The sequence below is a fragment of the Candidatus Acetatifactor stercoripullorum genome (assembly GCF_944382095.1).
GTDB lineage: Bacteria > Bacillota > Clostridia > Lachnospirales > Lachnospiraceae > Acetatifactor > Acetatifactor stercoripullorum.
Window position 1 is genome coordinate 79,378 of the sequence record NZ_CALWMU010000004.1, and the last position, 23,539, is coordinate 102,916.

The 23,539-nt window shown below is 48.9% G+C and carries 23 protein-coding genes; 20 read left to right on the forward strand and 3 right to left on the reverse strand.

The features are described from left to right. The first annotated feature begins 24 nt into the window (after positions 1-24). The 6 genes from SHK35_RS02225 to SHK35_RS02250 all read left to right on the forward strand — a co-directional run bounded on the left by SHK35_RS02225 (position 25) and on the right by SHK35_RS02250 (position 8,425). Complete coding sequence (locus tag SHK35_RS02225) at positions 25-948, forward strand: glycosyltransferase (protein ID WP_318708362.1); 924 nt, start codon at positions 25-27, stop codon at positions 946-948. A 74-nt stretch (positions 949-1,022) separates the two neighbouring features. Beyond that, positions 1,023-2,849: a glutamine--fructose-6-phosphate transaminase (isomerizing) gene (gene glmS, locus SHK35_RS02230; protein WP_318708363.1), complete on the forward strand. Its 1,827-nt coding sequence runs from the start codon at positions 1,023-1,025 to the stop codon at positions 2,847-2,849. A gap of 110 nt (positions 2,850-2,959) precedes the next feature. Further along, positions 2,960-4,384: a S1C family serine protease gene (locus SHK35_RS02235; protein ID WP_318708365.1), complete on the forward strand. Its 1,425-nt coding sequence runs from the start codon at positions 2,960-2,962 to the stop codon at positions 4,382-4,384. 153 nt (positions 4,385-4,537) lie between these two features. After that, positions 4,538-6,061 (forward strand): ATP-dependent Clp protease ATP-binding subunit ClpX, encoded by a 1,524-nt coding sequence (clpX, locus tag SHK35_RS02240; protein ID WP_318703051.1) that lies wholly within the window; start codon positions 4,538-4,540, stop codon positions 6,059-6,061. Between the two features lie 243 nt (positions 6,062-6,304). After that, positions 6,305-6,523 (forward strand): cation transporter, encoded by a 219-nt coding sequence (locus tag SHK35_RS02245; RefSeq protein ID WP_318703052.1) that lies wholly within the window; start codon positions 6,305-6,307, stop codon positions 6,521-6,523. Further along, a complete protein-coding gene (locus tag SHK35_RS02250; protein WP_318708367.1) occupies positions 6,524-8,425 on the forward strand; it encodes a heavy metal translocating P-type ATPase in 1,902 nt (633 codons plus the stop codon). 16 nt (positions 8,426-8,441) lie between these two features. Here SHK35_RS02250 and SHK35_RS02255 read toward each other — a convergent pair whose 3' ends face one another. Further along, positions 8,442-10,229, reverse strand: coding sequence for a cache domain-containing sensor histidine kinase (locus SHK35_RS02255; protein WP_318708369.1), 1,788 nt, complete (start codon positions 10,227-10,229; stop codon positions 8,442-8,444). Then, positions 10,216-10,971 (reverse strand): response regulator transcription factor, encoded by a 756-nt coding sequence (locus SHK35_RS02260; RefSeq protein ID WP_318708373.1) that lies wholly within the window; start codon positions 10,969-10,971, stop codon positions 10,216-10,218. Before SHK35_RS02260 ends, SHK35_RS02255 begins: the two co-directional genes overlap by 14 nt. Before the next feature lie 168 nt (positions 10,972-11,139). Between SHK35_RS02260 and SHK35_RS02265 the strand changes: the two genes are divergently transcribed. The 14 genes from SHK35_RS02265 to SHK35_RS02330 all read left to right on the forward strand — a co-directional run bounded on the left by SHK35_RS02265 (position 11,140) and on the right by SHK35_RS02330 (position 23,081). Next, positions 11,140-12,552 carry an ABC transporter substrate-binding protein gene (locus SHK35_RS02265; protein ID WP_318703057.1) on the forward strand — a complete coding sequence of 471 codons (1,413 nt, stop codon included), beginning with the start codon at positions 11,140-11,142 and terminating at the stop codon, positions 12,550-12,552. A gap of 25 nt (positions 12,553-12,577) precedes the next feature. Continuing rightward, positions 12,578-13,456, forward strand: coding sequence for a carbohydrate ABC transporter permease (locus SHK35_RS02270; protein WP_318703058.1), 879 nt, complete (start codon positions 12,578-12,580; stop codon positions 13,454-13,456). Between the two features lie 44 nt (positions 13,457-13,500). Then, positions 13,501-14,337: a carbohydrate ABC transporter permease gene (locus tag SHK35_RS02275; protein WP_318703059.1), complete on the forward strand. Its 837-nt coding sequence runs from the start codon at positions 13,501-13,503 to the stop codon at positions 14,335-14,337. A 56-nt stretch (positions 14,338-14,393) separates the two neighbouring features. Beyond that, entirely contained in the window at positions 14,394-15,947 is a 1,554-nt protein-coding gene (locus SHK35_RS02280; RefSeq protein ID WP_318703060.1) for an FAD-dependent oxidoreductase, read from the forward strand. An 11-nt stretch (positions 15,948-15,958) separates the two neighbouring features. Next, positions 15,959-16,960, forward strand: coding sequence for an FAD-dependent oxidoreductase (locus SHK35_RS02285; protein ID WP_318708375.1), 1,002 nt, complete (start codon positions 15,959-15,961; stop codon positions 16,958-16,960). Beyond that, complete coding sequence (locus SHK35_RS02290) at positions 16,957-18,978, forward strand: beta-galactosidase (protein WP_318708377.1); 2,022 nt, start codon at positions 16,957-16,959, stop codon at positions 18,976-18,978. Before SHK35_RS02285 ends, SHK35_RS02290 begins: the two co-directional genes overlap by 4 nt. A gap of 142 nt (positions 18,979-19,120) precedes the next feature. Next, positions 19,121-19,339, forward strand: a complete 219-nt coding sequence (locus SHK35_RS02295) for a hypothetical protein (protein WP_318703063.1) — start codon at positions 19,121-19,123, stop codon at positions 19,337-19,339. A 52-nt stretch (positions 19,340-19,391) separates the two neighbouring features. Then, the gene (locus tag SHK35_RS02300; RefSeq protein WP_318708378.1) at positions 19,392-19,778 is read left to right on the forward strand and encodes a nuclear transport factor 2 family protein; all 387 of its coding nucleotides are present in this window, start codon (positions 19,392-19,394) and stop codon (positions 19,776-19,778) included. 115 nt (positions 19,779-19,893) lie between these two features. Further along, positions 19,894-20,517, forward strand: a complete 624-nt coding sequence (locus tag SHK35_RS02305) for a 4Fe-4S binding protein (RefSeq protein WP_318708380.1) — start codon at positions 19,894-19,896, stop codon at positions 20,515-20,517. Between the two features lie 350 nt (positions 20,518-20,867). Beyond that, positions 20,868-21,236: a hypothetical protein gene (locus SHK35_RS02310; protein ID WP_318703065.1), complete on the forward strand. Its 369-nt coding sequence runs from the start codon at positions 20,868-20,870 to the stop codon at positions 21,234-21,236. Between the two features lie 290 nt (positions 21,237-21,526). Then, positions 21,527-21,697: a hypothetical protein gene (locus SHK35_RS02315; RefSeq protein WP_318703066.1), complete on the forward strand. Its 171-nt coding sequence runs from the start codon at positions 21,527-21,529 to the stop codon at positions 21,695-21,697. Between the two features lie 140 nt (positions 21,698-21,837). After that, positions 21,838-22,092 (forward strand): prevent-host-death protein, encoded by a 255-nt coding sequence (locus SHK35_RS02320; RefSeq protein ID WP_318703086.1) that lies wholly within the window; start codon positions 21,838-21,840, stop codon positions 22,090-22,092. Positions 22,093-22,094: 2 nt separating this feature from the next. After that, positions 22,095-22,442 carry a type II toxin-antitoxin system RelE/ParE family toxin gene (locus SHK35_RS02325; RefSeq protein ID WP_318708384.1) on the forward strand — a complete coding sequence of 116 codons (348 nt, stop codon included), beginning with the start codon at positions 22,095-22,097 and terminating at the stop codon, positions 22,440-22,442. Positions 22,443-22,721: 279 nt separating this feature from the next. After that, positions 22,722-23,081 (forward strand): electron transporter RnfA, encoded by a 360-nt coding sequence (locus SHK35_RS02330; protein ID WP_318708385.1) that lies wholly within the window; start codon positions 22,722-22,724, stop codon positions 23,079-23,081. Here the strand turns inward: SHK35_RS02330 and SHK35_RS02335 are convergent. Further along, on the reverse strand, positions 23,078-23,404 hold the full coding sequence (locus SHK35_RS02335) for a ThiF family adenylyltransferase (RefSeq protein WP_318708386.1): 327 nt from the start codon (positions 23,402-23,404) through the stop codon (positions 23,078-23,080). The two genes, SHK35_RS02330 and SHK35_RS02335, sit on opposite strands and share 4 nt — an antisense overlap. Between the last annotated feature and the right edge of the window lie 135 nt (positions 23,405-23,539).

Consider the following 23,539-nt stretch of genomic DNA (forward strand, 5'->3'; position numbering starts at 1 on the left):
AGAGGAATGGGGAGTATTGCAGCTATGAATATTGACGTGATTATTCCTGTGTATAAGCCTACAGAAGCGCTTTTTCATCTGCTGGAGGGGCTTAAGGGGCAGACGGTGCCCGTGCGGAATATCATTTTGATGAATACGGAGCAGAAGTATTTCGAGCAGCTGATTTATGGGAAAAGATTTTTTGAGCTGTTTCCAAACGTGAAGGTTTATCACCTTTCCAAGAAGGAATTCGACCATGGTGGAACCAGAAGGAGAGGGGTGCGCAGGTCTGATGGGGATATTTTTGTGATGATGACCCAGGACGCGCTCCCGGCGGATGAGCGGCTGATTGAGGAGCTGACAGCCCATTTAAAGGGACAGGTGGCTGCAGCCTATGCCAGGCAGCTTCCGGCTTTGGACTGCCGGGAAACGGAAAAAATATCCAGGCTGTTTAACTACCCGCCAAAGTCCCGCATCAAGACGGCGGCTGACCTGCCGGAGCTGGGCATTAAAACCTATTTCTGTTCCAATGTGTGTGCCGCTTACAGACGTGACATATATGAGGAATTGGGCGGATTTGTAAAGCATACCATTTTTAATGAGGATATGATTTACGCGGCATGTGCAGTGAAGGCCGGCTATGGCATCGCATACGAGGCCGGGGCGAGAGTGATTCATTCTCACAATGACACGAAGCTTGGGGTGCTTAAGAGAAATTTTGATCTGGGGGTATCCCAGGCCCAGCACCCGGAGGTTTTTGCAGAAGTTGTCTCCGAGTCGGAGGGAAAGAAGCTGGTGCTTGAGACGCTCAGGCAGCTGAAAAAAAAGGGCCTGTTTTGGCAGATGCCGGGATTTTTGGTTCAATGTGTCTGCAAGTATGCAGGTTATCTGCTGGGAAAGCATTATGAGAATCTGCCCCGCAGATGGGTGCTTGCCCTGACTTCAAACAAAGAATATTGGGAAAGATAACAGATAAAGGGCTTGTGGCTGCGCTGCCGCCGTAAGCCTGGAATACAAAGGGCAGCGCAGAAAAGAGGAGAGGTATGTGCGGCATTGTAGGTTATATTGGAGAGAAACAGGCGGCCCCCATTATTTTGGACGGATTGGCACGGCTGGAATACCGGGGTTACGACTCTGCGGGAATGGCTGTATTTGACGGGGAACGGATTGAAACGAAAAAGGCCAAGGGGCGCCTCAAGGTGCTGGAGAACCTGACCAAGGGAGGCTCTACCATGAAGGGCTTTAGCGGCATCGGGCATACCAGGTGGGCTACCCACGGAGCGCCAAACGACATCAACGCCCATCCCCACATCAATAACGGTGGAACCATTGCGGTGGTGCACAATGGAATCATAGAAAATTATATCCCCCTGAAGAAAAAAATGATGGATAAGGGGTATGAATTCGTGTCTGAGACGGACACGGAGGTGCTGGCTCATCTGCTGGACTACTATTATAAAGGAAACCCTCTGGAGGCTATTACTAAGGTGCTCCATCGGGTGGAGGGCTCTTACGCCCTGGGAATTTTGTTTGCGGACTATCCGGATGAGATTTATGCGGCCAGGAAGGACAGTCCCCTGATTGTGGGACAGAATGGGGATGGCTGCTTTATCGCCTCGGACGTGCCGGCCATCTTAAAATACACCCGGAATGTTTATTATATGAACAACCAGGAGGTGGCGGCCCTTAGAAAGGATGGTCTCAGGTTCTTTTCCGTGGACGAGGAGGAGCTGGTCAAGGAGCCGGTTTCTATTGACTGGGACGCGGACGCAGCGGAGAAAGCGGGATATGAGCACTTTATGCTAAAGGAGATGTACGAACAGCCGAAGACTGTGTCGGATACCATCTCGCCCCGCATCCGGGATAAGGATATTGTCATTGAAGAGCTGAAGATGACGGATGAGGAAATCAAGGCTCTGAAAAAGATTTATATTGTGGCCTGCGGCTCTGCATACCATGCTGGCGTAACGGCAAAATATGTGCTGGAGGGGCTGGCCCGGATTCCGGTGGAGGTAGACGTAGCCAGTGAATTCCGGTACAGAAATCCCATTCTGGAGGAAAACAGTATGGTGATTGTCATCAGCCAGTCCGGTGAGACAGCGGACAGCCTGGCTGCATTACGGGAGGCCAAGGAAAGAGGCTTTCAGGTGCTTGGCATTGTGAATGTGGTGGGAAGCTCCATCGCCAGAGAGGCGGACAGTGTGATGTATACCTGGGCAGGACCGGAAATTGCAGTGGCCACAACCAAGGCCTACAGCGCCCAGCTGGTGACGCTGTACCTGCTGGCCATAAAATTTGCAAGAATCAGAGGCGTTATTGGTAAGAAACAATTTGACGACATGCTTTATGACTTAAGATGCCTGCCGGATCAGATAGAGCTGCTCTTGGGTCAAAAGGAAAAGATACAGCACTTTGCAAACCGCTATGTAGGAGCCAGGGAAATTTTCTTTATCGGAAGGGGAATTGATTATGCCATTTCCCTGGAGGGCTCCCTGAAGCTGAAGGAGATTTCCTATATTCATTCCGAGGCATATGCCGCCGGGGAGCTGAAGCATGGAACCATCTCCTTAATTGAGGACGGCACTCTGGTGGTGGCCCTTGCCACCCAGCCAGCGCTGTTTCAAAAGACAATCAGCAATATGGTAGAGGTAAAGGCAAGGGGAGCCTTTGTGATGGCAGTGACCAACGAAGGAAACAAGGAGATTGAAAAAGCATCGGATTATGTGATTTATATTCCGGAGACCAATCCTTACTTTACCAATTCTCTGGCCATTATTCCATTACAGCTGTTTGCCTATTATGTGGCTGTGGGCAGAGGCTGCGATGTGGATAAGCCAAGAAATCTGGCAAAATCTGTCACAGTGGAATAAAAAACGATTTCACAGGCGTTTAATAGTTTCATCACAATTTCGTCACAAATCATGGCTATACTGAGTGCATAAACAAAGAAAACAAAACATCCAGAAAAGAGGTAGTATTTATGTACGACAATGAAATTTATTCCGGCAGCGGCGCCGGCAGTAATACCTCCGGTGTTTACAGCGGAGGAAATGCCGCAGATAGAGACCAAATTTATAACAGCACTCAGTATCAGGGCTATAACGCATACCATACGGGCCCGGGAAATACCTTCCAGGGACAGAATCCGAATCCTGGTACAAAAGGGAAAGAGCCCAAGCGCAAAGGAAAAGGGGTTTTCCGCAAGGTGATGATGAGTGTGAGCATGGGGCTGCTCTTTGGCCTGTTCGCAGGGGTAGGCTTTTATGCCGTCCACGAGGGAACCGCACAGCTTTCCTCCAACAGCAATGTGACAGTGGGGTCCCAGACAGGAGATGCCGTGGCAGAGGACAATACCTCTGGCTCAGGAATCCAGCTTACCAGCACCAACAGTGTCACTGTAGTGGATTCCGATATTTCCTCCGTGGTGGAGGAGGTCATGCCGGCAATGGTGTCCATTGTGAATAATTACACGGAGACGGGAACCAATATTTTCGGACAGACCTACAGCCAGCCCTTGACCTCAGGCGGCAGCGGCATTATTGTGGCGGAGAGCGAGGAAGAACTGCTGATTGTGACAAACTATCATGTGGTAGAGGATGCGGATGCCCTGACGGTGACCTTCATTGATGAGACGGAAGCCCAGGCCAGCATTAAGGGAACGGATTCCGATATGGACCTTGCAGTGATTGCGATTCCTCTGGATTCGCTTTCTGATGAAACCAAGAACAGCATTGCCATTGCAACATTGGGTGACAGCGATTCTCTGAAGCTGGGCGAGCCTGTAATTGCCATCGGCAACGCTCTGGGATATGGACAGTCTGTGACCAGCGGTATTGTCAGCGCCTTGAATCGTGAGATTACCCTGGAGGACGGCTCCACCGGCACCTTTATTCAGACAGATACGGCTATCAACCACGGTAATTCCGGCGGCGCACTGTTAAATATTAAGGGCGAGGTCATTGGCATCAACTCCAACAAGATCAGCGGAAGCTCCGTGGAAGGCATGGGTTATGCCATCCCTATCAGCTCCGCAAGCCCGATTATTGCAGACTTGATGGAGCGTCAGACCAGAAGCAGGGTGGAGGAAAGCGAGGTTGGTTATCTGGGCATCAGTCTTCAGGAGGTAACCTCTCAGATTTCTGCCATGTATAATATGCCTCAGGGCGTTTATGTAGTGGAAACCGAGGACGGCTCCGCTGCAGAGAGTGCAGGTATTATGAGTGGAGATATCATTACCGAATTTGACGGAGAGAGAATCAGCAGCTATTCTGATCTGCAGGATGTACTCCAGTACTATGCTTCAGGCGACACCGCAACAGTGACAGTTATGAGACCGGAAAACGGCCAGTATGTACAGTATGATCTGGAGATTACGCTGGGGACCAGACCGGCGGACAGCCAGTAACTTCAAAGTAATAGCAGATGCCTTTCCCGGGCAGGCGGTTTTCCGCCTTCCCGGGATTTCTTTTAGAAAAACTTCACTTGTACACCAAAGAAACATTGGTTATAATGGGGATGTATCAGTTAACAGAATAAAAGGAAGGATACGGATACTGAAATGTCAGATGATTTGAATAGAAACGATGAGAAAGAGAAGGAGGAGAGCGCACAGCTTTCCAAGCATGCCGACGCCTCCAACACCTCAAGAGCGGGAAAAAGCGATAACAGCGAGTACGAGGATGTATGCTTTATCTGCCGCAGACCCGAGAGCAAGACGGGAAAAATGTTCAAGCTGCCAAACAATATCTGTGTGTGCAATGACTGTATGCACAAGACCATGGAGACGGTGAGCCAGTTTGATTATCAGGGAATGCTGAATAATACCCAGCTGCAAAGCGAGCTGGACCGGCTGAATAAGCAGGGAAGCTTCCCCAATATCAGCTTTGTGAATCTGGCAGATCTTCAGGGAGACGGAGGGATTCCCAATAAACAGAAGCTGAAAAAGAAAAAGAAGAAGGAAAATGAGGAGCCGGTGTTGAATATCAAGAATATTCCGCCGCCTCATAAGATCAAGGCCAGCCTGGACGAGTATGTGGTGGGACAGGAGCATGCCAAGAAGGTGATCTCCGTGGCGGTGTACAACCATTATAAGCGGGTTGCCACGGGAACCATGGATGATATCGAAATTGAGAAGTCCAATATGCTGATGATCGGCCCCACCGGCTGCGGCAAGACCTATCTGGTGAAAACCCTGGCAAGGCTTCTTGACGTACCTTTGGCCATTGCAGACGCAACCTCACTAACGGAAGCGGGCTATATCGGTGATGATATCGAGAGCGTGGTGTCAAAGCTCCTTGCGGCTGCGGACAACGATGTGGAAAAGGCGGAGAGAGGCATTATTTTTATTGACGAGATCGATAAGATTGCCAAAAAGAAAAACACTACCTCCAGGGATGTAAGCGGAGAGAGCGTACAGCAGGGGATGCTGAAGCTTCTGGAGGGCGCCGAGGTGGAGGTGCCTGTGGGGGCCAACAGCAAAAATGCCATGGTGCCCCTTGCCACGGTAAACACCAGAAATATTCTGTTTATCTGTGGAGGAGCCTTCCCCGATCTGGAGGACATTATCAAGGAGCGTCTGACGAAAACGGCGTCTATCGGCTTTAACGCAGAGCTGAAGGATAAATATGATAAGGATAAGAACATTCTTTCCAAGGTTACGGTGGAGGACATTCGAAAATTTGGAATGATTCCGGAATTTATCGGACGTCTGCCTATTATTTTTACCTTGGAGGGCCTGTCCAAGGAAATGATGGTGAAGGTTTTAAAGGAGCCCAAAAACGCCATTCTAAAGCAGTACCAGAAGCTGCTTGAGCTGGACGAGGTAAAGCTGGAGTTTACGGACGAGGCGCTGGAGGCCATTGCGGAAAAGGCCATGAAGCGGGATACCGGAGCCAGAGCCCTGCGTTCCATCATCGAGGAATTTATGCTGGATATTATGTATGAGATTCCAAAGGACGATAATATCGGGCGCGTGACCATTACCAGAGAGTATATAGAAGGCACCGGAGGGCCTGTCATAGATATCCGCAGCAACCAGCTTGTGGAAAATGTGAGCGGTCTGCGGGAGATTGCCGCTGAGTAGAGAAGACAAAACGGCATCCATAAGACAACTGTCTGAGAAAAAGAAGAAAGAAGGCACAGCAAAAGCATCTGAGAGGATGTACTACAGTGCCTTCTCTTTTTATTACTGATAAGGAAAAACTTAAATTTTCTATTGACAATTTCAGGGCGTATGGTATTATATACATATGAATAAATGAACATATGATTAGAGAAACATGCAAATGCGATTCATTTGCAACTACAAAATATGGAGGAGAATGGCATGAAAAAGACTTACAAAATCGAAGTGGATTGTGCAGCCTGCGCTCTGAAGATGGAGGATGCGGCAAAAAAAGTGGAGGGCGTTAAGGATGCGGCTGTAAGCTTTATGACGCAGAAGATGAAGGTGGAATTTGAGGAGGGAACGGAGGAGTCAGCCGTTATGAAGCAGGTGGTAAAGGCTTGTAAGAGAGTGGAATCAGACTGTGAGGTTTATGTGTAAATGACAAAGAAACAGAAAAAAGTTTTATATCGTATTATTCTGTCCGCCTTTTTGCTGGCAGTGCTTTCCTTTGTCCCCGTGGAGGGCCCCTTGAGAGCAGCTTTGTATCTGATTCCCTATCTGATTATCGGCTATGACATTTTGAGGAAGGCCGTACTGGGCATTGTCCACGGAGAGGTATTTGATGAAAATTTCCTGATGGCGGCAGCCACTGTGGGAGCCATGCTTTTGGGCGAATATGTGGAAGGCGCGGCCGTTATGCTGTTTTATCAGATCGGGGAATTGTTTCAGGCGGTGGCTGTGGGAAAAAGCCGCAGAAATATCAGCGCACTGATGGATATCCGTCCTGATTATGCCAATATAGAGGGGGAGAACGGTAAGCTTTCCCGGGTAGACCCTGATGAGGTGGAGCCGGGAACCGTTATTCTGGTACAGCCGGGGGAAAAGGTGCCCATTGACGGGGTAGTGCTTCAGGGAACGTCAACCCTGAACACCAGCGCCCTTACGGGAGAGAGCATCCCGAGAGAAGTGAAGGAGGGGGATGCTGTGATCAGCGGCTGTATCAACGTGTCGGGACTTTTAAGGATAAAGACCACAAAGGAATTCGGAGAATCTACTGTGTCCAAGATATTGGATCTGGTGGAGAATTCCAGTATGAAAAAATCCCGCTCGGAAAATTTTATCACAAAATTTGCCAGATATTACACGCCGGCAGTCTGTGGGGCCGCGCTGGTTCTGGCATTGCTTCCGCCCGCTTTCAATCTGCTGGTGGGAAATCCGGCGGCCTTTGACACATGGGTGATCAGAGCCTTGACCTTTTTGGTAATCAGCTGTCCCTGCGCATTGGTGATTTCCATCCCTTTAAGCTTTTTTGGCGGTATCGGAGGGGCGTCCGCCTGCGGTATTTTAGTAAAGGGCTCCAATTATCTGGAGGCTCTTTCCCAGACAAAATATGTGGTGTTTGACAAGACAGGCACGCTGACCAAGGGTGTGTTTGCCGTGACGGGAATCTTCCCGGCAGCAGACTTTGCAGAAAAATACAGCTCCTATGAGGATGCCCAGGCAGGTCTTTTGGAGCTTGCAGCTTATGTGGAGAGCTATTCCAATCATCCCATCAGCAAGAGCCTGAAAGAGGCCTGGGGAAAGGAGATCGACGCGGGTAGGGTAAGCGGCGTAGAGGAGATCGGCGGACAGGGCGTTACTGCAATGGTTGACGAAAGACAGGTGGCTGCAGGCAACGGAAAGCTGATGAAAACATTGGGCCTGTCCTGCATGGAAGGCGCCGGAATCGGCACAGTGGTCCATGTGGCTGTGGAGGGCAGCTACGGGGGATACATTCTGATTGCGGATGTGATAAAGGAGCAGTCAAAGGAAGCCGTCAGGGCGCTGAAACGAGCCGGAGTGAAAACCACGGTGATGCTCACCGGAGACAGCAGGGCGGTGGCGGAGCATGTGGCGGCAGAGCTTGGCATTGACCGGGTCAAGAGCGAGCTTCTGCCTGGGGATAAGGTGGAAGAGGTGGAGAAGCTTCTTTTGGAAAAACGTCCCAAGGAAAAGCTTGCCTTTGTGGGAGATGGCATCAACGATGCTCCGGTGCTGTCCCGGGCGGATATAGGAATTGCCATGGGAGCCCTGGGCTCAGATGCAGCCATAGAGGCGGCGGATATTGTACTGATGGATGACAATCCCCAGAAAATTGCACTGGCAATTCAAATTTCCAGAAAATGTCTGCGCATTGTCTATGAAAACATTATATTTGCCCTGGCGGTGAAGGCTGTGTGCCTGCTGCTTGGAGCTGTGGGTATTGCAAACATGTGGATGGCAATCTTTGCGGATGTAGGCGTTATGGTGCTGGCTGTGCTCAATGCCATCAGATGCTTAAGAGTAAAAGAAAAGGCGTGAAAACGCCTTTTCTTTTTTAAACGGGAATGCTGAAATGAACCACCGTTCCCTGTCCATCCTTACTGTTTACGCAGACGGCCGCCTCTGGACCGTAGGTGAGCACCAGCCGCATATTGGTATTATACAGGCCGATGTGGGAATTCTGTGTGAGGTTCTGGCGTTTCAGGCGGCTGTTTATCTTTGCCAGCCGATCCTTCGAGATGCCAAGACCATTGTCCACCACATAAAAGTGAAGCCTTTTGTTCTGGATGAAAAGCTTTATCTTGATAAGCCCCTGCCTCGGCAGCTCCTTTATGGCATGATGCAGACTGTTCTCCAAAAGAGGCTGCAGAACCAGATGGATAATGGGAATTTCCAAAACCTCCTCCTCATACTCCCAGTATAAAAGAAAGGGATTGGTATATCGGAGCTTTTGAATTTCCGCATATTTTTTGCAGACGGCGATTTCCTCCTTCAACTGTACAAGCCTGGAGGTGTTTTCCAGAGAGTATTTCAGAATATCCGACAGGTTGTGAATTAAAAAGCTGGAGGTATTGCCCGGGGGCTGGGATTTGAGAATTTCCAGATCCACGGTCTGCAGGGTATTGAAAATAAAATGCGGGTTTAACTGGAGCTGCAAAACTGCAAGCTGTGCGTCCTTTTGGTGGACCTTTGCCTCTGCCAGGTCAAGCCGGAGCCGGTTGTTTGATATAAAGGTAGATATAATATTGTTGAAAATCAGGTCGTATTCGTTGCGGGTCTGGGAGCGGAAGGAGGATGGCAGCGCCTTTCCGGCTTCTGCGCAGGAAAACAGCTCCAGAAGCTGGTGAAGCTGCCTGAAATTGTGAATGGTGCCCCGCAGGCTTAGGGTGATGCTCAACAGGATGCTAAAGACAATAATTATGGCAAAAGCCATGACCATGCTGTTTACTGTGCGGAATACCTCGGACTCAGGCAAAAGGGAAATCATGGTCAGCCCGTACTCCGGGATGGTGGAGGAATAGTACACATAGGAGACCTTGTCGATTTCTATGTGGTCATAGGCTTTGTTCCCGGAAGAGGGGCTTTGGATGATTTCAGAAATGTCCCTGTAATCGGCCTCAAGAATTTTGTAATCAGAGCTTCCAAAAAGAACGTTTCCATCCGAAAGAGCTACCAGAGTGTAGGAGCCCGGATAAATCTGATTCACATCCAGGGTCTTGGAAATCTCAGAAAGATTCAGATTCATTACCATAACCCCGTCCAGATAATCAAATCTGCGGAAAACGGAAAGAGTTTCCAGTTCCTGCTCAAAGGAATAATTCCTTATGCTTCTGATTTCCACCCACTGTTGATGCGAAGCCTCAGCCTGCTCATAGGAGGAAAGCCATCCGCTGTCCTGACAGGCTGCGGAGGTAATGTTGGTATAGCCTGCGGTGCTGCTGAAGAAATTACCGTGAGGATTATCATAATAAATATAGATAGAATCCACATAATCACTGAGATTTACAGTTGTTCCGATGATGGTGGGAATAATGGATTTCATCACATTATTTTTGTAATCCAGAGACTGTTCGTTGAGAAGCCGTGAAATGGAAACGGCCATGGAAGGGGAAGTGGAAAAAATGGCCATCTGCTCAGAAAAAGTGTTGAGAATATCCGTAACGCTGGTAAGCATATAGTTTTTGGAGCGCTCCGCATAGGCGGTGAGCTCCTCTTGCAGCTGGTTTCGAAAATGATTGGTCAGAAGGATTCCCAGCATGAGAATAGGAAGGGTGATCAGCAGAAGGTGGCGGATCAACTGGCGGAAGAAGTATTTTTGCTGCATTCGGTTATGTTTCATCATAAGCTTGACTGCCCTTTTCTCGAAATTCCTTGGGTGACATATGAAAATAGCTGCGAAATGCCCGGGAAAAATTTTTGGGATTATCATATCCCACGGCGTCGGAAACTTCATAGACCTTGTTTCTGGGATCACTTAACAGCACGCAGGCTCTCTCCATCCGCTTTTTCAGCACATAATCTGAAAAGGACATGGAACACTGGCTTTTGAAAAGCCGGGAGAGGTAACCGGCGCTTAAGTGGGACAAAACGGCGGCTTCCTCCAGAGTGGCGGTTTTTAAATGATCCGTCACATAGGTTTTTACCATGCGGAGAATCTGATCATAGTATTGATTTACCGGGCCCGGATCGGCATCCGGAAGATTCAGCCGGTCAAGCTCCTCCTTCAGCTTTAAAAAGGAGAGCATCAGATTCTGATGGCGCACAGGCTTAATAAAGAAATCCTTCACATTGTAATGAATCGCCTGCTGGGCATAGGAAAAATCCTGAAATCCCGATATGAGAAAAACAGAAGTTTGAGGCATTTCCTCATACACCCTGCGTGTCAGCTCCAGACCGTCCATCAGGGGCATTCTGATATCCGTCAGAACAGCGTTCACAGAAGAATGCTCCTTTAAAAAATTCCAGGCGCTTCTTGCGTTGGAAAAATCTCCGGTAATGGTAAAGCCGCAGTCCTCCCAAGGGAATAAATGTACCAATCCACTTCGTATACTATCATCATCTTCCACGATAATCAAGGAATACATCTTCTTCTTGGGCCTCCTTATGAAACGATATGTCATATAATGATACCTATGAGAAAAGGTTAGCATATGATGAGAGCTTTTGTCAATCTCTGTAGGTATGGGATTTGGCCTTAAGATGCTATACTCAAACCACCAACCAAACAAAGTACAAAATAAAGGAGGAAAGGTATGAAAAAAAGGTTATTTGCATTGCTGACAGCAGCGGCTATGACCGCAAGCCTGGCAGCCTGTGGCCAGACGGCGCAAGAGCCGGCGCCCTCTTCGGAGGCTTCTGGGACGGAAACTGCTGGAACGGAAACTGCATCTGCGGACAGTACGGAAACGGATTCGGCATCACAGGAGACTGCCGGGGCCGGAGACGGTGAAGAAATTGTGCTTCGGTTTTCCTGGTGGGGAGGAGATTCCAGGCATGAAGCCACCCTGGAGGCCATTGAGGTATATGAGGCAGCCCATCCCGGCGTGACCATTGAACCGGAATATTCCAGCTTTTCCGGATACTATGAAAAGCTGGTGACGCAGCTGGCGTCCTCCAACGCCCCGGACATCTTTCAGGTGGATCAGGGCTGGGTGGCGGAGCTGTCGGCCAGAGGGGACGCTTTTGCGGATTTGTCCCAGTATTCGGATATTTTGGATATGACGCAGATTTCCGAATCCATGATGACGGACTACTGTACCATTAACGGAGAGGTACAGGTACTGCCCTTTGGTTACAACGGAACCGTATTCCTTTACAACAAAACGCTCCTGGCGGACTGGTGCGATGAGAACGGCAATCTGCAGATGTCCACCTGGGACGATTTTATCCAGATAGGGAAGGAGCTGCATGAAAAGGATCCGGAGGCTTATATGACAACAGCGGTGACGGACGGCTATCTGCGCTATATGTTAAAGCCTATGCTGGAGCAGATCACCAATGAAATCGATGTGCAGGACGATTTCACCCTGGGCTTTCATGAGGAGCAGATGACCCAGGCCTTCAACAGCTTTTTGGAGATTTTTAATGAAGAGGTTTCCCAGCCCTATGATGAGGCGGTTTTGTATGACTCCATGCAGAACAATCCTTTGTGGCTGAACGGCAAAATCGGAGGTATCTTCCTGTTCTTTTCCAATATTGATACGGAAATTGCAGGCCTGGACTATGACTTTGGCGTAACGGCAATGCCTATGTTTGAGGACGCCCAGATTTCCGGACAGGAATGCTGTCCTTCCCTGATGGTTGCCATCAATAAAAATTCCGATGAAGTCCATCAGAGGGCTGCGGCGGAGTTTATGGAGTGGTTTTTAAACAGTGAGGAAGCGTCCCTGATTTTGGGCACCCAGAGAGGCGTTCCTGCCAGCGCAAGCGCTCTGGAGGCACTGGAAAGCAACAATATGTTAAGTGAGCTCATGTCACAGGCCATTCAGATTTCCAATGACACAATGTCCTTGAAAAATGGCGCCTATGAGCTGAATGCGTCAGTGAAATCCGTCTTTGTGGACTATATGGAAATGGTGATCTACGGAGTGGAGACGCCGGAAGAAGCCTCTGCCAATATGATTACTGATCTGAATGCAATATTGCAGGAATTAAGCGCCGGCTGACAACGGCAGATAGGTGGTTTGACAGATGAAAAGCAGGAAGCAGAAATATCTGGGATATCTTTATATTGCGCCATGGCTGATAGGATTTTTTGTGTTGACCCTGTATCCCTTTGTGGTTTCTCTTTTATACTCCTTTACGGACTATGATATGTTCCAAATGGATTTTGTGGGGCTTAAAAATTATATGGAGATTTTTACCACGGACAATACAGCCATGGATTCTTTGGGGAGAACCCTGCTGTACACGGTAGTGTCGGTTCCGCTCAAGCTGGCTATGGCGCTTACGGTGGCGCTTATGCTCAATAAAATCAGAAAGGGAAGAGGCGTATTTTATACGGTCTTTTATCTTCCCTCCATACTGGGCTCCAGCGTTGCATTGGCAATCTTGTGGAAATACGTTTTTAAAAAGGACGGCCTGGTGAATCTGCTTCTGGGCGTAATTGGAATAGAGGGGCCGAACTGGCTGGGAAATCCGGATTTGGCCCTTCCGGTTATGATGCTTTTGCCCCTCTGGCAGATGGGGGCGCCTATGGTGATTTTTCTGGCGGCGTTAAAAAATGTTCCCACAGACCTGACGGAGGCTGCAAGAATTGACGGGGCGGGCCCCTTTCGTATCTTCTGGAAGATTACCTTGCCCATGATTTCGCCCATTATCTTTTTCAACGCCATCATGCAGACCATTGAGATCATCCAGATTTTTACGCCGGCATATCTGGTTACAAAGGGCGGGCCGGTAAAGAGTACCTATCTGTATTCCCTGTATCTGTATGACACTGCCTTCCGGGATATGAAGGTGGGATATGCCAGCGCCCTTTCATGGATTTTGTTCTCTATCATTATCACCTTTACCCTGGTATTTTTTTCCTTGTCGGGGAAATGGGTGTATTACAGTGACGAGCGATGAAGGTAAAAATACAAGGCCGTTGAAACGGCGGAATGAGAGGAAAAATGAAACGGAAATGGAAGACGGCGGCGCTGTACCTTGTGATAACGGCAGCGGCGGTAATAGTGGGGTATCCTCTGTTGTGGCTCTTTTTTTCTTCCTTCAAGGAAAATGCGGAAATTTTCACCTCGGTGAAGCTGTTTCCCGAAAATTTTACGCTGGACGGCTTCATCAACGGCTGGAAATCCACGGCGGCAGTGCCCTTTTCCACCTTTTTGATCAACTCCTGCAAGCTGGTGATCCCCACCGTGCTTCTCACAGTGGCGTCGGCTATTTTGGTGGCCTATGGATTTTGCAGATTTGAGTTTAAGGGCAGAAAAGTACTGATGATGGCCATGCTGTCCACCATGATGCTGCCAAACACAGTGGTCATGATACCCAGGTATATTTTATTTAACGATTTTAACTGGCTCAACAGCTATATTCCCTTTTATGCCATGGCGGCATTTGCAGTGAATCCTTTTTTCACTTATCTGCTGATTCAGTTTTTCCGGGGAATTCCCATGGACCTGGATGAGGCCGCATATATTGACGGAGCGGGAAAATGGCAGATTCTGGTGAAGGTGATTCTGCCGCTTTCCAAGGCTCCTATTGTGTCTGCGGCGCTGTTTCAGACCGTGTGGACCTGGAATGACTTCTTTAACCCGCTTTTGTACATAGACAGAGTTACCAAATATCCGGTATCCCTGGGACTGAGACTGGCCATAGATGCGGACTCGGTGGTAAATTGGAACAGTATCATTGCAATGTCCTGTGTAAGTATGCTGCCGGTGATTGTTTTGTTTATCTGCTTGCAGAAATATTTCGTACAGGGAATCGCTACCACGGGAATCAAGAGCTGAGAAGGCAGGAAAAAAATTTTTTAGAAAAAAGCCTGAAAAAATGGACGGAGGAGAAGATGGGCGAAAAAATAATAGAAACAGATGTGCTGGTATGCGGCGGAGGCTGCTCGGGCTGCGGCGCGGCCTGGGGAGCCGGAAGGACGGGAGCAAAGGTGATTCTTCTGGAAAGAAACGGATTTCTGGGAGGCATTGCCAGCTCCAGTATGATCTCTAATCTATACAATCATTTTATTACCCGGGACGGGCGGATGGTCATGAAGGGAGCGCCCCTGGAGTGGATGGAGCGCATGGAGAAAAGAGGAGCTGCCACCTCCAAGTGGCGTTATCCTGACGGAAGACTGGTGCACGACCCGGAGCAGATGAAGGTGGTTTTTGACGAGATGATGGAGGACGCCGGGGTGGAGGTTCTATTTCACACCATGGCCCTTAAGCCTCTGGTTGAGGATGGAAAAATAACAGGAGTGTGGGTAAATACTCCTGACGGAAAGGCGCTGATCCGGGCAAAGCAGGTGGTGGACACCACGGGAGAATGCGACATGGCCTGGAAGGCCGGTGCGCCTACCCGGTATGCCTGCGGCATGGCGACCCTTACCTTTAAGTTTGCCAACGTAAGGCTGGAGGAGCTGTATGAGCATTTTAAAAAGCATCCCGAAACCTTTCCCATAGGGATTGACGCCATGAAGGACTTTAAGGAGTTTGAGGAGGAATGGCTCAACAGAGATGTGCTTTATTTTCCCCATTCGGGAGGAGAGGATTGGGATTTGTTTCAGGATGCCATAAAGGAGGGACGATTTCAAAAGGAGATCGGAGATATTTTTTCCATGGACTCCTGCTGTATCATAGGGATGAAGGGATCTGACACGGCAGTGATCAACTCCCAGATGTGGCGGATTCGTTCCCTGGACCCCTTTGTACTCTCTGACGCAGAGGAAAGGGCTCATGAGGCGGTTTATTATGTGGCGGACTTTATGATAAAAAATATTCCCGGCTTTGAGCACGCCTATGTGGCTCAGGTATCGGATGAGCTGGCCATACGGGTGAGCAGGGGAATTGAGAGTGATGTGACCTTTGACAAGGATGAGCAAAAGAAAACAGGAAAAATTCATTCGGACGATCCTACGGCAAACGGCACGGATATAGAGTATAATATACTTCGTAATCTTACGGGAGATGAAAAATATGCCAAGTCAAAGGATTTTGAGGAAGAGGACATTTATCAGCAGGATGTAATCGCCTGCAGGCCAAGGCAGATGAACTTTAAGCTGACAGGTGAGTTTGTGAGCAATGCTACCGTGGATATTCCCTTTGGCGTTATGCTGCCGGAGGGGGTGGATAATCTGCTTGTGGCCAGCGGAAAAAGTGTATCCGCAGTGCCCCAGACCATGCTGCGCTATCAGTCTGCGGGTATGTCCCTGGGACAGGCGGCAGGTGCTGCTGCGGGGCTTGCGGCAAAGGAAGGCGTCACCGTAAGAGAGCTGGCTGCAAGGGATATGAAAGGAATCCAAGAGGAACTGCTCTCCCAAAACGTATATCTGGGAACGGAAGAAAGACTAAAAGAGCTTGGACTTGCGGAAAAGAAAAAGGGACCTGCCGAAGGCAGCCCTGTGTAGGAGGAAGGAAAATGAAACAGACAGAAAGACAAGAGACAGACGTGCTGATTGTGGGAGGCTCTCTGGAGGGCTGCATTGCGGCAGCTTCCCTGGCAAAGGCGGGGAGAAAGGTACTGCTTACGCTGAGAGAAGGCTCTTTGGGCGGAGCGGCCACAGGCGGGCTTGAGGTAAGTCTTTTTTGTGAAAAGATAAAGGAGCCCAGAGCGGCTGCATATGCGGAAGAACTGCTGGAAAAGGCGGGAAGAGCGGAGGGAACAAAAGGACCCTTATTCCATGACCAGCGCTGTAAGCTGGTACTGGCCCAGATGTTAGAGGCGGCCGGCGTCACCGTGCTCAGCCATATATTTCCGTTTGAGGTAAAACAGGAGGAAGAGGAGATCGTGTGTCTGGCAGAGTGCAAGACAGAAACTTTGGAGATACACAGCAGGGCGCTGGTGGACGCAGAGCCCTATGGAGCTGTCTTGGCAATGGCGGGTATTCCCTGGCAGCCAGGCAGCAGTAAGGCCTATGGCGCCATAAAGTGGAACGGTATTCCCACGCAGGCTCTTGCAGAGGCGCTGGAGCCGGGAAGCATATGCGGGGAGGGCTTTCTCATAGGAATGCTGCAGCCTGAATTTTCCTGGAAAAAGAATGGAATAATCTGTGGAACCGAGGCTTTCAGGTGCTTTCACAGCCCTGATTTCGGGGAAACCATCATGGCAGGCGTACCCATAACACTGCCTGATTTCTCCATTTTTACGCTGTCCCGGGCGGAAATAGCTCTTCGAGGTTACGCTTACAGGCTTAGGGATACCTTGCGGAAAACCAGGCAGGGATTTGAAAAGGCTTCGATTATTCACATAGCGCCCCAGGTAGAATGGTATGGCACAAGAAGGTTTGCGGAAAAAAGACGGGGAAGGCTTTTCTCCATAGGTCTTGAGGAGTACACCAATGAGAAAGCCATTGAGGCTGGTGTGGCTTGTGCAGACTTGGTACAGGATTTTCTGGAAAAAGAGGAACAGGAGGGAAAATGAAAAGAAAAGGGCTGATGCACGGAGCGGACTATTACCCGGAGCAATGGCTTTCCAGGCCGGATATTCTCAAGGAGGATATCCGGCTTATGAAGCTTGCGCATATCAACACGGTGACCCTGGGGGTCTTTGCCTGGTCGGCACTGGAGCCGCAGGAGGGCGTGTGGGATTTCACATGGCTGGATCAAATGATGGATACACTTTATGAAAATCATATATCCGTTATACTGGCCACTCCCAGCGGAGCAAGACCGGCGTGGCTTGCAAAGGCGTATCCTGAGGTGCTTCGGGTTTCGGAGGACAGGAAACGTAATCTCTACGGCATGCGCATGAATCATTGCTATACCTCCCCGGCATACAGACGGCTGGTGCGGGAAATCGACGAAAGGCTGGCAAAAAGGTATGGGAACCATCCGGCGCTCAAGGCGTGGCATATTTCCAACGAATACCACGGGGAATGCCACTGCCCCCTGTGCCAGAATGCCTTCAGAGAATTTTTGAGAGAAAAATACGGCGCCCTTGAGGCGTTAAACAAAGCCTGGTGGACCGGCTTTTGGTCAAAGACCTTTACGGACTGGGAGCAGATAGAATCCCCATCCTCAAGGGGAGAGATGGCCTTGCAGGGGCTGACTCTTGATTGGAAGCGTTTTGTGACAAAACAGACCGTGGATTTTATGCGCCGGGAAATCGAAACGGTAAGAGCATATGCCCCTTCGGTTCCTGTGACCACTAACATGATCGGCAGCTTTATCGAGGTGGATTATCCCAAAATGGCGCCCTGGCTGGATGTGGCGGCCCTGGACTGTTATCCTCAGTGGGGCGGCGGCCCGGATTATGAAATCGCTATGGACGCCGGCTTTGAGTACGATGTGACCCGCTCCCTGAAAAAAAGCCCCTTCTGGCTTCTGGAGACTACGCCTTCTTTGACAAACTGGCCGGCAGTGGGAAAGCCAAAGGCCCCCGGCATCCATGTGGCCGGCTGCCTGCAGGCCATCGCCCATGGCTCGGACAGCGTACAGTATTTTCAGTGGAGAAAGAGCAGAGGCGGCTATGAAAAATTCCACGGAGCCGTAGTAGGGCACTGCGGCCATGAGCATACCAGAGTGTTCCGGGAGACGGCAAGGCTTGGCGAGATACTGGAGAACTTAGGGGAAATAGAAGGAACCAAAACCATTTCCCAGACCGCTCTTTTATACGATTGGAACAACAGATGGGCCATTGAAGGGTCCAAAGGGCCCAGATGCGACAAATTTTATGAAGAAACCATACGAGAGCATTACCGGGCCCTTAGACGCTATGGGGTAAATGTGGATGTGATAGATGAGGAACAGTCCCTGGAGGGCTACAGACTGATTGCCGCTCCCATGCTTTATCTGGTAAAGGAGGAGCTTCCGCAACGGCTTATGCAGTTTGTGCAGGCGGGAGGGGTCTTGCTCTTAACCTATTTCAGCGGCATTACAGATGAAAACGATTTATGCTTTCAGGGAGGCTTTCCGGGCCCTCTTGGGGAATTGGCAGGAGTCTGGGCGGAGGAGCTTGATCTTTTATACCCCCAGGAAAGGGGAGGCTTTTGCTGTACTGGGGAAAGCCTGCCTGGGGAGGGCAGATGGAGCTGCAGGGATTACTGCGAGGTGATTCACGCCAGAGAGGCGGATGTGGAGGCATGCTATACCTCCGGATGGTATGCGGGAATGCCTGCCCTTACAAGACGCCGGATAGGAAAGGGGGAGGTCTGGTATCTGGCGGCAAGGGCGGAGAATGACTTTTTGTTTCTTTTGTACGGCAGGCTGCTTGAGAGAGCGGGCGCTGCCTATATTCCCGGCGGACTGCCTAAGGGAGTGACTCTGTGCACAAGATGCGGCCAGAAAGAGCGCTATCTTTTTTATACCAACTGGAATGGGCAGCCTGTCACAGTAGAAATGCCCGAGGGAGAAGAAATGCTGCGCACAGGAGAAGCAAAGGGAGAACAGGGAAGCATGGATCCGCTGGAAACGGTGATTTTAAAGCAGAAGCTGCAATAGTATCATTTTGGTGTCTACAGCACAAAAAAGTGCGTATTTTACGAAAGAAACTTTCCTGCCTATAATAAAGACAAGAGCTGAGGAGAGCGGCCGAACCGAAGCTCATTGTAAACAATCATGCAATCAATAGGAGGAAACCAAAATGACAAATATTCGGAAAGCTCTCGAACTCATTCACACCTTCGCTGATGGCGACACTGAAAAAGCGAAAAGCCTGCTGGCTGAAGGATACATTCAGCACAACCTGGCCTATGGCACCGGACGCGACGCTTTCGCCTGCTCTGTTTCCTATCTGGCTTCTGTGCCGGTAAAAACCACTGTTAATAACATCCGGGCCTTTGAAGATGGCTGCGAAAGCTGAGCCGAATCCTTCTGGCCGGACGCAGATCGACGGTACGAAGGAACTGAAGGATATGGATAAGACTGAGGAAAACCGCGAATTGGTGAAGAATTTCCTCTACGATGTTATGCAGGGAAAGCGACCCGAAAAAACTGCCGACTACTTTGAGGGAGATATTTACATTCAGCACAACACGGGCATTGCCGATGGACTTTCCGGGCTGGGCGCTGCGCTGTCCGCTCTTGCCGAGCAGGGAATCCAGATGATTTACACTACCACCCATCAGGTACTGGCACAGGGCAACTTTGTTCTGGCTGTCAGTGAGGGCACCTTCGGCGGCGCGCCTACCAGCTATTATGACCTGTGGCGCGTGGAGAATGGCAAGATTGCAGAGCATTGGGATGTGATGGAAACCATCGCTGATGAGTCCACGTGGCAGAATCAGAACGGCAAGTTTTAATGACGGCAGTGGCAGTCTGCAAAATAAAAAGGAATCGGTATCAGCATTGTCACCATGCTGCTTTATAAACGGCTTGCCCCGATATGAAAGGGCAGGCGGGAGCAGGAGGTTCATCATGCAGAGGAGAGATTATTTGAAATATATTGTGGAAGAAATTCACTCTGCCGTATTTGCCACCGTGGACGGTGAGGGACGTCCCGTTACCTGCGCCATCGACATTATGGACTATGATGAAAGCGGCCTTTATTTTCTGACCGCAAAGGGCAAGAATTTTTATGAACGGCTGAAAGCCAATGAAAACATTGCTTTTACGGCCATGAAGGGAGAAGATACTCTTTCCTGTGTGGCCCTGTCGGTGCAGGGCAGGGCAAAAGAAATCGGGCCGGACAGGCTGCCCGATCTGTTCCGCAAAAACCCTTACATGGCAAAGATTTATCCTGACGAGCGCTCCCGCAGCGCCCTCACTGTGTTCAAAATCTACGAGGGGACTGGCGAATGGTTTGACCTTTCCAAACAGCCGATTGAACGGGCAGGCATTTCCTTCGGTGGCGCACAGGCAAAGGAAACCGGCTACTTTGTGACGGACAAGTGCATTGGGTGCAAACTGTGCTATTCCAAATGCCCCCAGAAGTGCATTGATATTACCAAAAAACCCGTTGCCATCCAACAGGAACACTGCCTGCACTGTGGAAATTGCTTTGAAATCTGTCCCGCAGGGGCCATTGAACGGAGTCGGTGATATGACGCAGGAACAGGCGTATGTGACATTTTGCAAATCGAAAAGCAGCAGGAAATGAAGGTTTGTTTTTTTTCTGTTCCTGCATATTATAAAAGAAAAGTCAGGGTCTTAAGGCCAGGCGACTGCAAAAGGAAGATTTAGAAAATGCTTTGGAGGATGCAGCATGTTTCAACACAGACACGCTTCCGCTCCGAGCTGACCGCAGCGGTACCTAAGGCTGCAAAGGACGCAGCCCAAGTACCGGCGGTCAGCAAGGGTCTGTTTATGAAATATGCTGCATACTAAAAGCATTATTTACAAATCTGAGTTTTGGGATCGCCTGTTTTCAGACCCGTAAAAGGAGAAGCAGTGTGGCGGACTGTAAGGAAAAGATTCTTTCCAATAATTTTTATGATGTGATCACGGATTATTCCATCGGCATGGTGGAGACGGACAGAGTGTATGACTTCTGCTATGCAGACATCGAAAAATTGTACAATGTGGTCTATTTAAACAGAAGCGGAATTCCCGATATCGAGGAATATTTTTTTGACTATCAGACCATCCCCAAGCTCTATGGGCTGATGCAGCAGGGACGGGTGGCGGAGGGGTTCGACCCGGGGAGCCTGATCGCAAGCGGCATCACCCAGGTTCAGAGGCCTCCCTTAAGCCTCACGGGAAGGGGCGTGGTAGTCTGTATTATCGACACGGGGGAGCGTGTTATTATAATGTCAAGTTAGTAAGAACCCGGCAAAATCAAGGGTTCCCGCTGATTTAGTCCTACGAAAAAAAGGCAGATCAATGGTTATTTTGAGTTAGGATGAGCTCATTTTATCATTCAGAAAAACAAACTTGCATTTATTTCACACGCAGTATATTTGATTTTTGGCAGCAGGCATTTTGTGCCTGAAAAACTGAATATTGTAAATTTAGACAGGACTAAATTAGCTTTCGACCAAAGTATGGGCAGCAGTATCTGCTGTTCTTTGGATTTGCTGACTTAGTCCTATTTTTTTTCGCCCGGAACCGTATGGCACAGTGGCAGTATTCCAAAGAGCAGAAAGAGGAGCTTCACAAAATGATGGCTCTCGGCATGACAAAGGCAGGAATTCTGGCGGTATTTTACCCGGAAACCGATGTGGCGAAAATGAGGGAAATCAGACGGACTTATCGGGCGGTAAAAAATAAAGCAGCGGAGTAATGTTTTGCCTTATGAAAATGACCCCATGAAAATATGCGCTGTAAATTCACGATGAAATATATTGAATAATTTGCAGTAAATGCGTATAATAAAATTACCATAAAGCAATGCAGATGATTATGGAAAAAGGAGGAATCGATATGCCGAATATTAAACCTATTTCAGATTTGAGGAATTATACAGCAGTCATAAATGAGGTCACATATGGCAACAGAGTTTATTTAACCCGTAACGGACATGGACAGTGCGCTATCATAGATATGAAAGAATTAGATGAGCTTGACAAACAGAAAGCCCTTTTTCAGCTAATGAGCAAATTAAATGAGGCGGAAATCTCCATCCGTGAGGAAGGAACGGTATCTGCTGACGAGCTGGAAGCAGAACTGGGGGTATAGGGTTGAAAAAACTTGAATATTCACAAGTTGTAAGGCGCAAGCTGAAAGCATTGAGGGTGCGGCTGACAGATGAATTTGGTTCAGAAGCGGCAGAAAAAGCATTGAAGCGGATTACAGATGCAGCAAGAGGGCTTGAAGATTTTGCAGAAAAAGGAGTTGCTGTATCTTCGATGTATGATATTGACTGTGATTACAGATACCTTTATGTAGGACATAATTACTTGTTTTACAGAATAGAGAAGGACAGGATTATTATCGTTGAGATGTTCGATGACAGGGAAGACTTTATGTATAAACTGTTTGGTATCCGTTCCATATCTCAGGAGTCTCTTGAATATTGGGATGATTAACAGAAATGAAAATAAAATAGCGGGAAAGAAAACAACATCAGGCTGGTTCAGGCCTGGTGTTTTTTTGTGCCTTTCAGGAGGTGGTTAAAGCACAAACGCACCGGGGAAAGCCCGGTTTACCATTTTTGCGGGAATATCCCGTTTATATAGATAACAAATAACAAGACAGACAGGGATGTGTACCATTCCATTCGGAGATGAGCCGGATTGGAATGATACAGATTCCTTTCCGTCTTTCTCTCCGTTTTCTGTCCCAAACAAAAAAGGAGATCATATCTTATGCGTAAAAAAGAAGCAGCTACAGCAAATCAGAAGGAAGCAAAAGGATTATCCAGAGTAAAGAGAGCAGTTGTGGCAGCCTGCGGTGCAGGATATATGGCATGGAACGCCATGCCCGTGACCGTATTTGCAGCGGGGGGAAGCACCAGCGCCATTACACAGCCCCTCGATAACTTAAAAACCCTTATCATCGCTATTATCGGTGCAGTGGGCGTCATTATCCTTGCAAAGAATGTCATGGAGTTTGCTCAAGCCTATCAGCAGCAGGATTCTTCTACCATGAACTCTGCTTTAAAGGGTATTGTAGCCGGGGTTATGATGGCAGGCATCTCCACGGTTCTTACATTCCTCGGTTTCTAAGAAAAATGGTATCCGAAACAGAGAGGACAGCGATAGTGGATGCTGTCCTCTTTATGGATGGAAAGAGGTGAGAATTGAGTGGATATTTTTAAATTGGGGGATAAGATACTTGCCCTTTTGGAAATGGTATTCGGGTTGATGTTCGACTCCGCAACCTCGTCTTTATCTACAATCGTTATCTCCCCGATACCGCTCCGGACCAGCGCCTCCACAACATATCCGCCGACGCCCCCGATACCGAACACTGCCACATGCTTTTGCGCCAGCGTCTCCACTCCGTCTTCTCCCAAAAGAAGCCCTGTTCTGACAAATTTTTCTTCCATCTTTTCCTCCATTCCGAAGCTCAGGGCTATTATAGCTTAAAACCGCATATATTTCAAACCGCCCGAGTTTGCCACTTGATGAATAATAGTAAATAAAATATTTTCTTATTTTGCAAGGTTTCCCTTGCTTTTTTT

What these genes read in the sequence shown, in the direction of transcription:
- SHK35_RS02275 (WP_318703059.1), top strand. Translation starts at nt 13,501, where the DNA reads ATGAAACGGAAATGGAAGACGGCGGCGCTGTACCTTGTGATAACGGCA.
- SHK35_RS02320 (WP_318703086.1), top strand. Translation starts at nt 21,838, where the DNA reads ATGCCGAATATTAAACCTATTTCAGATTTGAGGAATTATACAGCAGTC.
- SHK35_RS02245 (WP_318703052.1), top strand. Translation starts at nt 6,305, where the DNA reads ATGAAAAAGACTTACAAAATCGAAGTGGATTGTGCAGCCTGCGCTCTG.
- SHK35_RS02300 (WP_318708378.1), top strand. Translation starts at nt 19,392, where the DNA reads ATGGATAAGACTGAGGAAAACCGCGAATTGGTGAAGAATTTCCTCTAC.
- SHK35_RS02285 (WP_318708375.1), top strand. Translation starts at nt 15,959, where the DNA reads ATGAAACAGACAGAAAGACAAGAGACAGACGTGCTGATTGTGGGAGGC.
- SHK35_RS02260 (WP_318708373.1), bottom strand. Translation starts at nt 10,971, where the DNA reads ATGTATTCCTTGATTATCGTGGAAGATGATGATAGTATACGAAGTGGA.
- SHK35_RS02280 (WP_318703060.1), top strand. Translation starts at nt 14,394, where the DNA reads ATGGGCGAAAAAATAATAGAAACAGATGTGCTGGTATGCGGCGGAGGC.
- SHK35_RS02250 (WP_318708367.1), top strand. Translation starts at nt 6,524, where the DNA reads ATGACAAAGAAACAGAAAAAAGTTTTATATCGTATTATTCTGTCCGCC.
- SHK35_RS02225 (WP_318708362.1), top strand. Translation starts at nt 25, where the DNA reads ATGAATATTGACGTGATTATTCCTGTGTATAAGCCTACAGAAGCGCTT.
- SHK35_RS02295 (WP_318703063.1), top strand. Translation starts at nt 19,121, where the DNA reads ATGACAAATATTCGGAAAGCTCTCGAACTCATTCACACCTTCGCTGAT.
- SHK35_RS02305 (WP_318708380.1), top strand. Translation starts at nt 19,894, where the DNA reads ATGCAGAGGAGAGATTATTTGAAATATATTGTGGAAGAAATTCACTCT.
- glmS (WP_318708363.1), top strand. Translation starts at nt 1,023, where the DNA reads ATGTGCGGCATTGTAGGTTATATTGGAGAGAAACAGGCGGCCCCCATT.
- SHK35_RS02270 (WP_318703058.1), top strand. Translation starts at nt 12,578, where the DNA reads ATGAAAAGCAGGAAGCAGAAATATCTGGGATATCTTTATATTGCGCCA.
- SHK35_RS02235 (WP_318708365.1), top strand. Translation starts at nt 2,960, where the DNA reads ATGTACGACAATGAAATTTATTCCGGCAGCGGCGCCGGCAGTAATACC.
- SHK35_RS02330 (WP_318708385.1), top strand. Translation starts at nt 22,722, where the DNA reads ATGCGTAAAAAAGAAGCAGCTACAGCAAATCAGAAGGAAGCAAAAGGA.
- SHK35_RS02335 (WP_318708386.1), bottom strand. Translation starts at nt 23,404, where the DNA reads ATGGAAGAAAAATTTGTCAGAACAGGGCTTCTTTTGGGAGAAGACGGA.
- SHK35_RS02255 (WP_318708369.1), bottom strand. Translation starts at nt 10,229, where the DNA reads ATGATGAAACATAACCGAATGCAGCAAAAATACTTCTTCCGCCAGTTG.
- SHK35_RS02315 (WP_318703066.1), top strand. Translation starts at nt 21,527, where the DNA reads ATGGCACAGTGGCAGTATTCCAAAGAGCAGAAAGAGGAGCTTCACAAA.
- SHK35_RS02265 (WP_318703057.1), top strand. Translation starts at nt 11,140, where the DNA reads ATGAAAAAAAGGTTATTTGCATTGCTGACAGCAGCGGCTATGACCGCA.
- clpX (WP_318703051.1), top strand. Translation starts at nt 4,538, where the DNA reads ATGTCAGATGATTTGAATAGAAACGATGAGAAAGAGAAGGAGGAGAGC.
- SHK35_RS02290 (WP_318708377.1), top strand. Translation starts at nt 16,957, where the DNA reads ATGAAAAGAAAAGGGCTGATGCACGGAGCGGACTATTACCCGGAGCAA.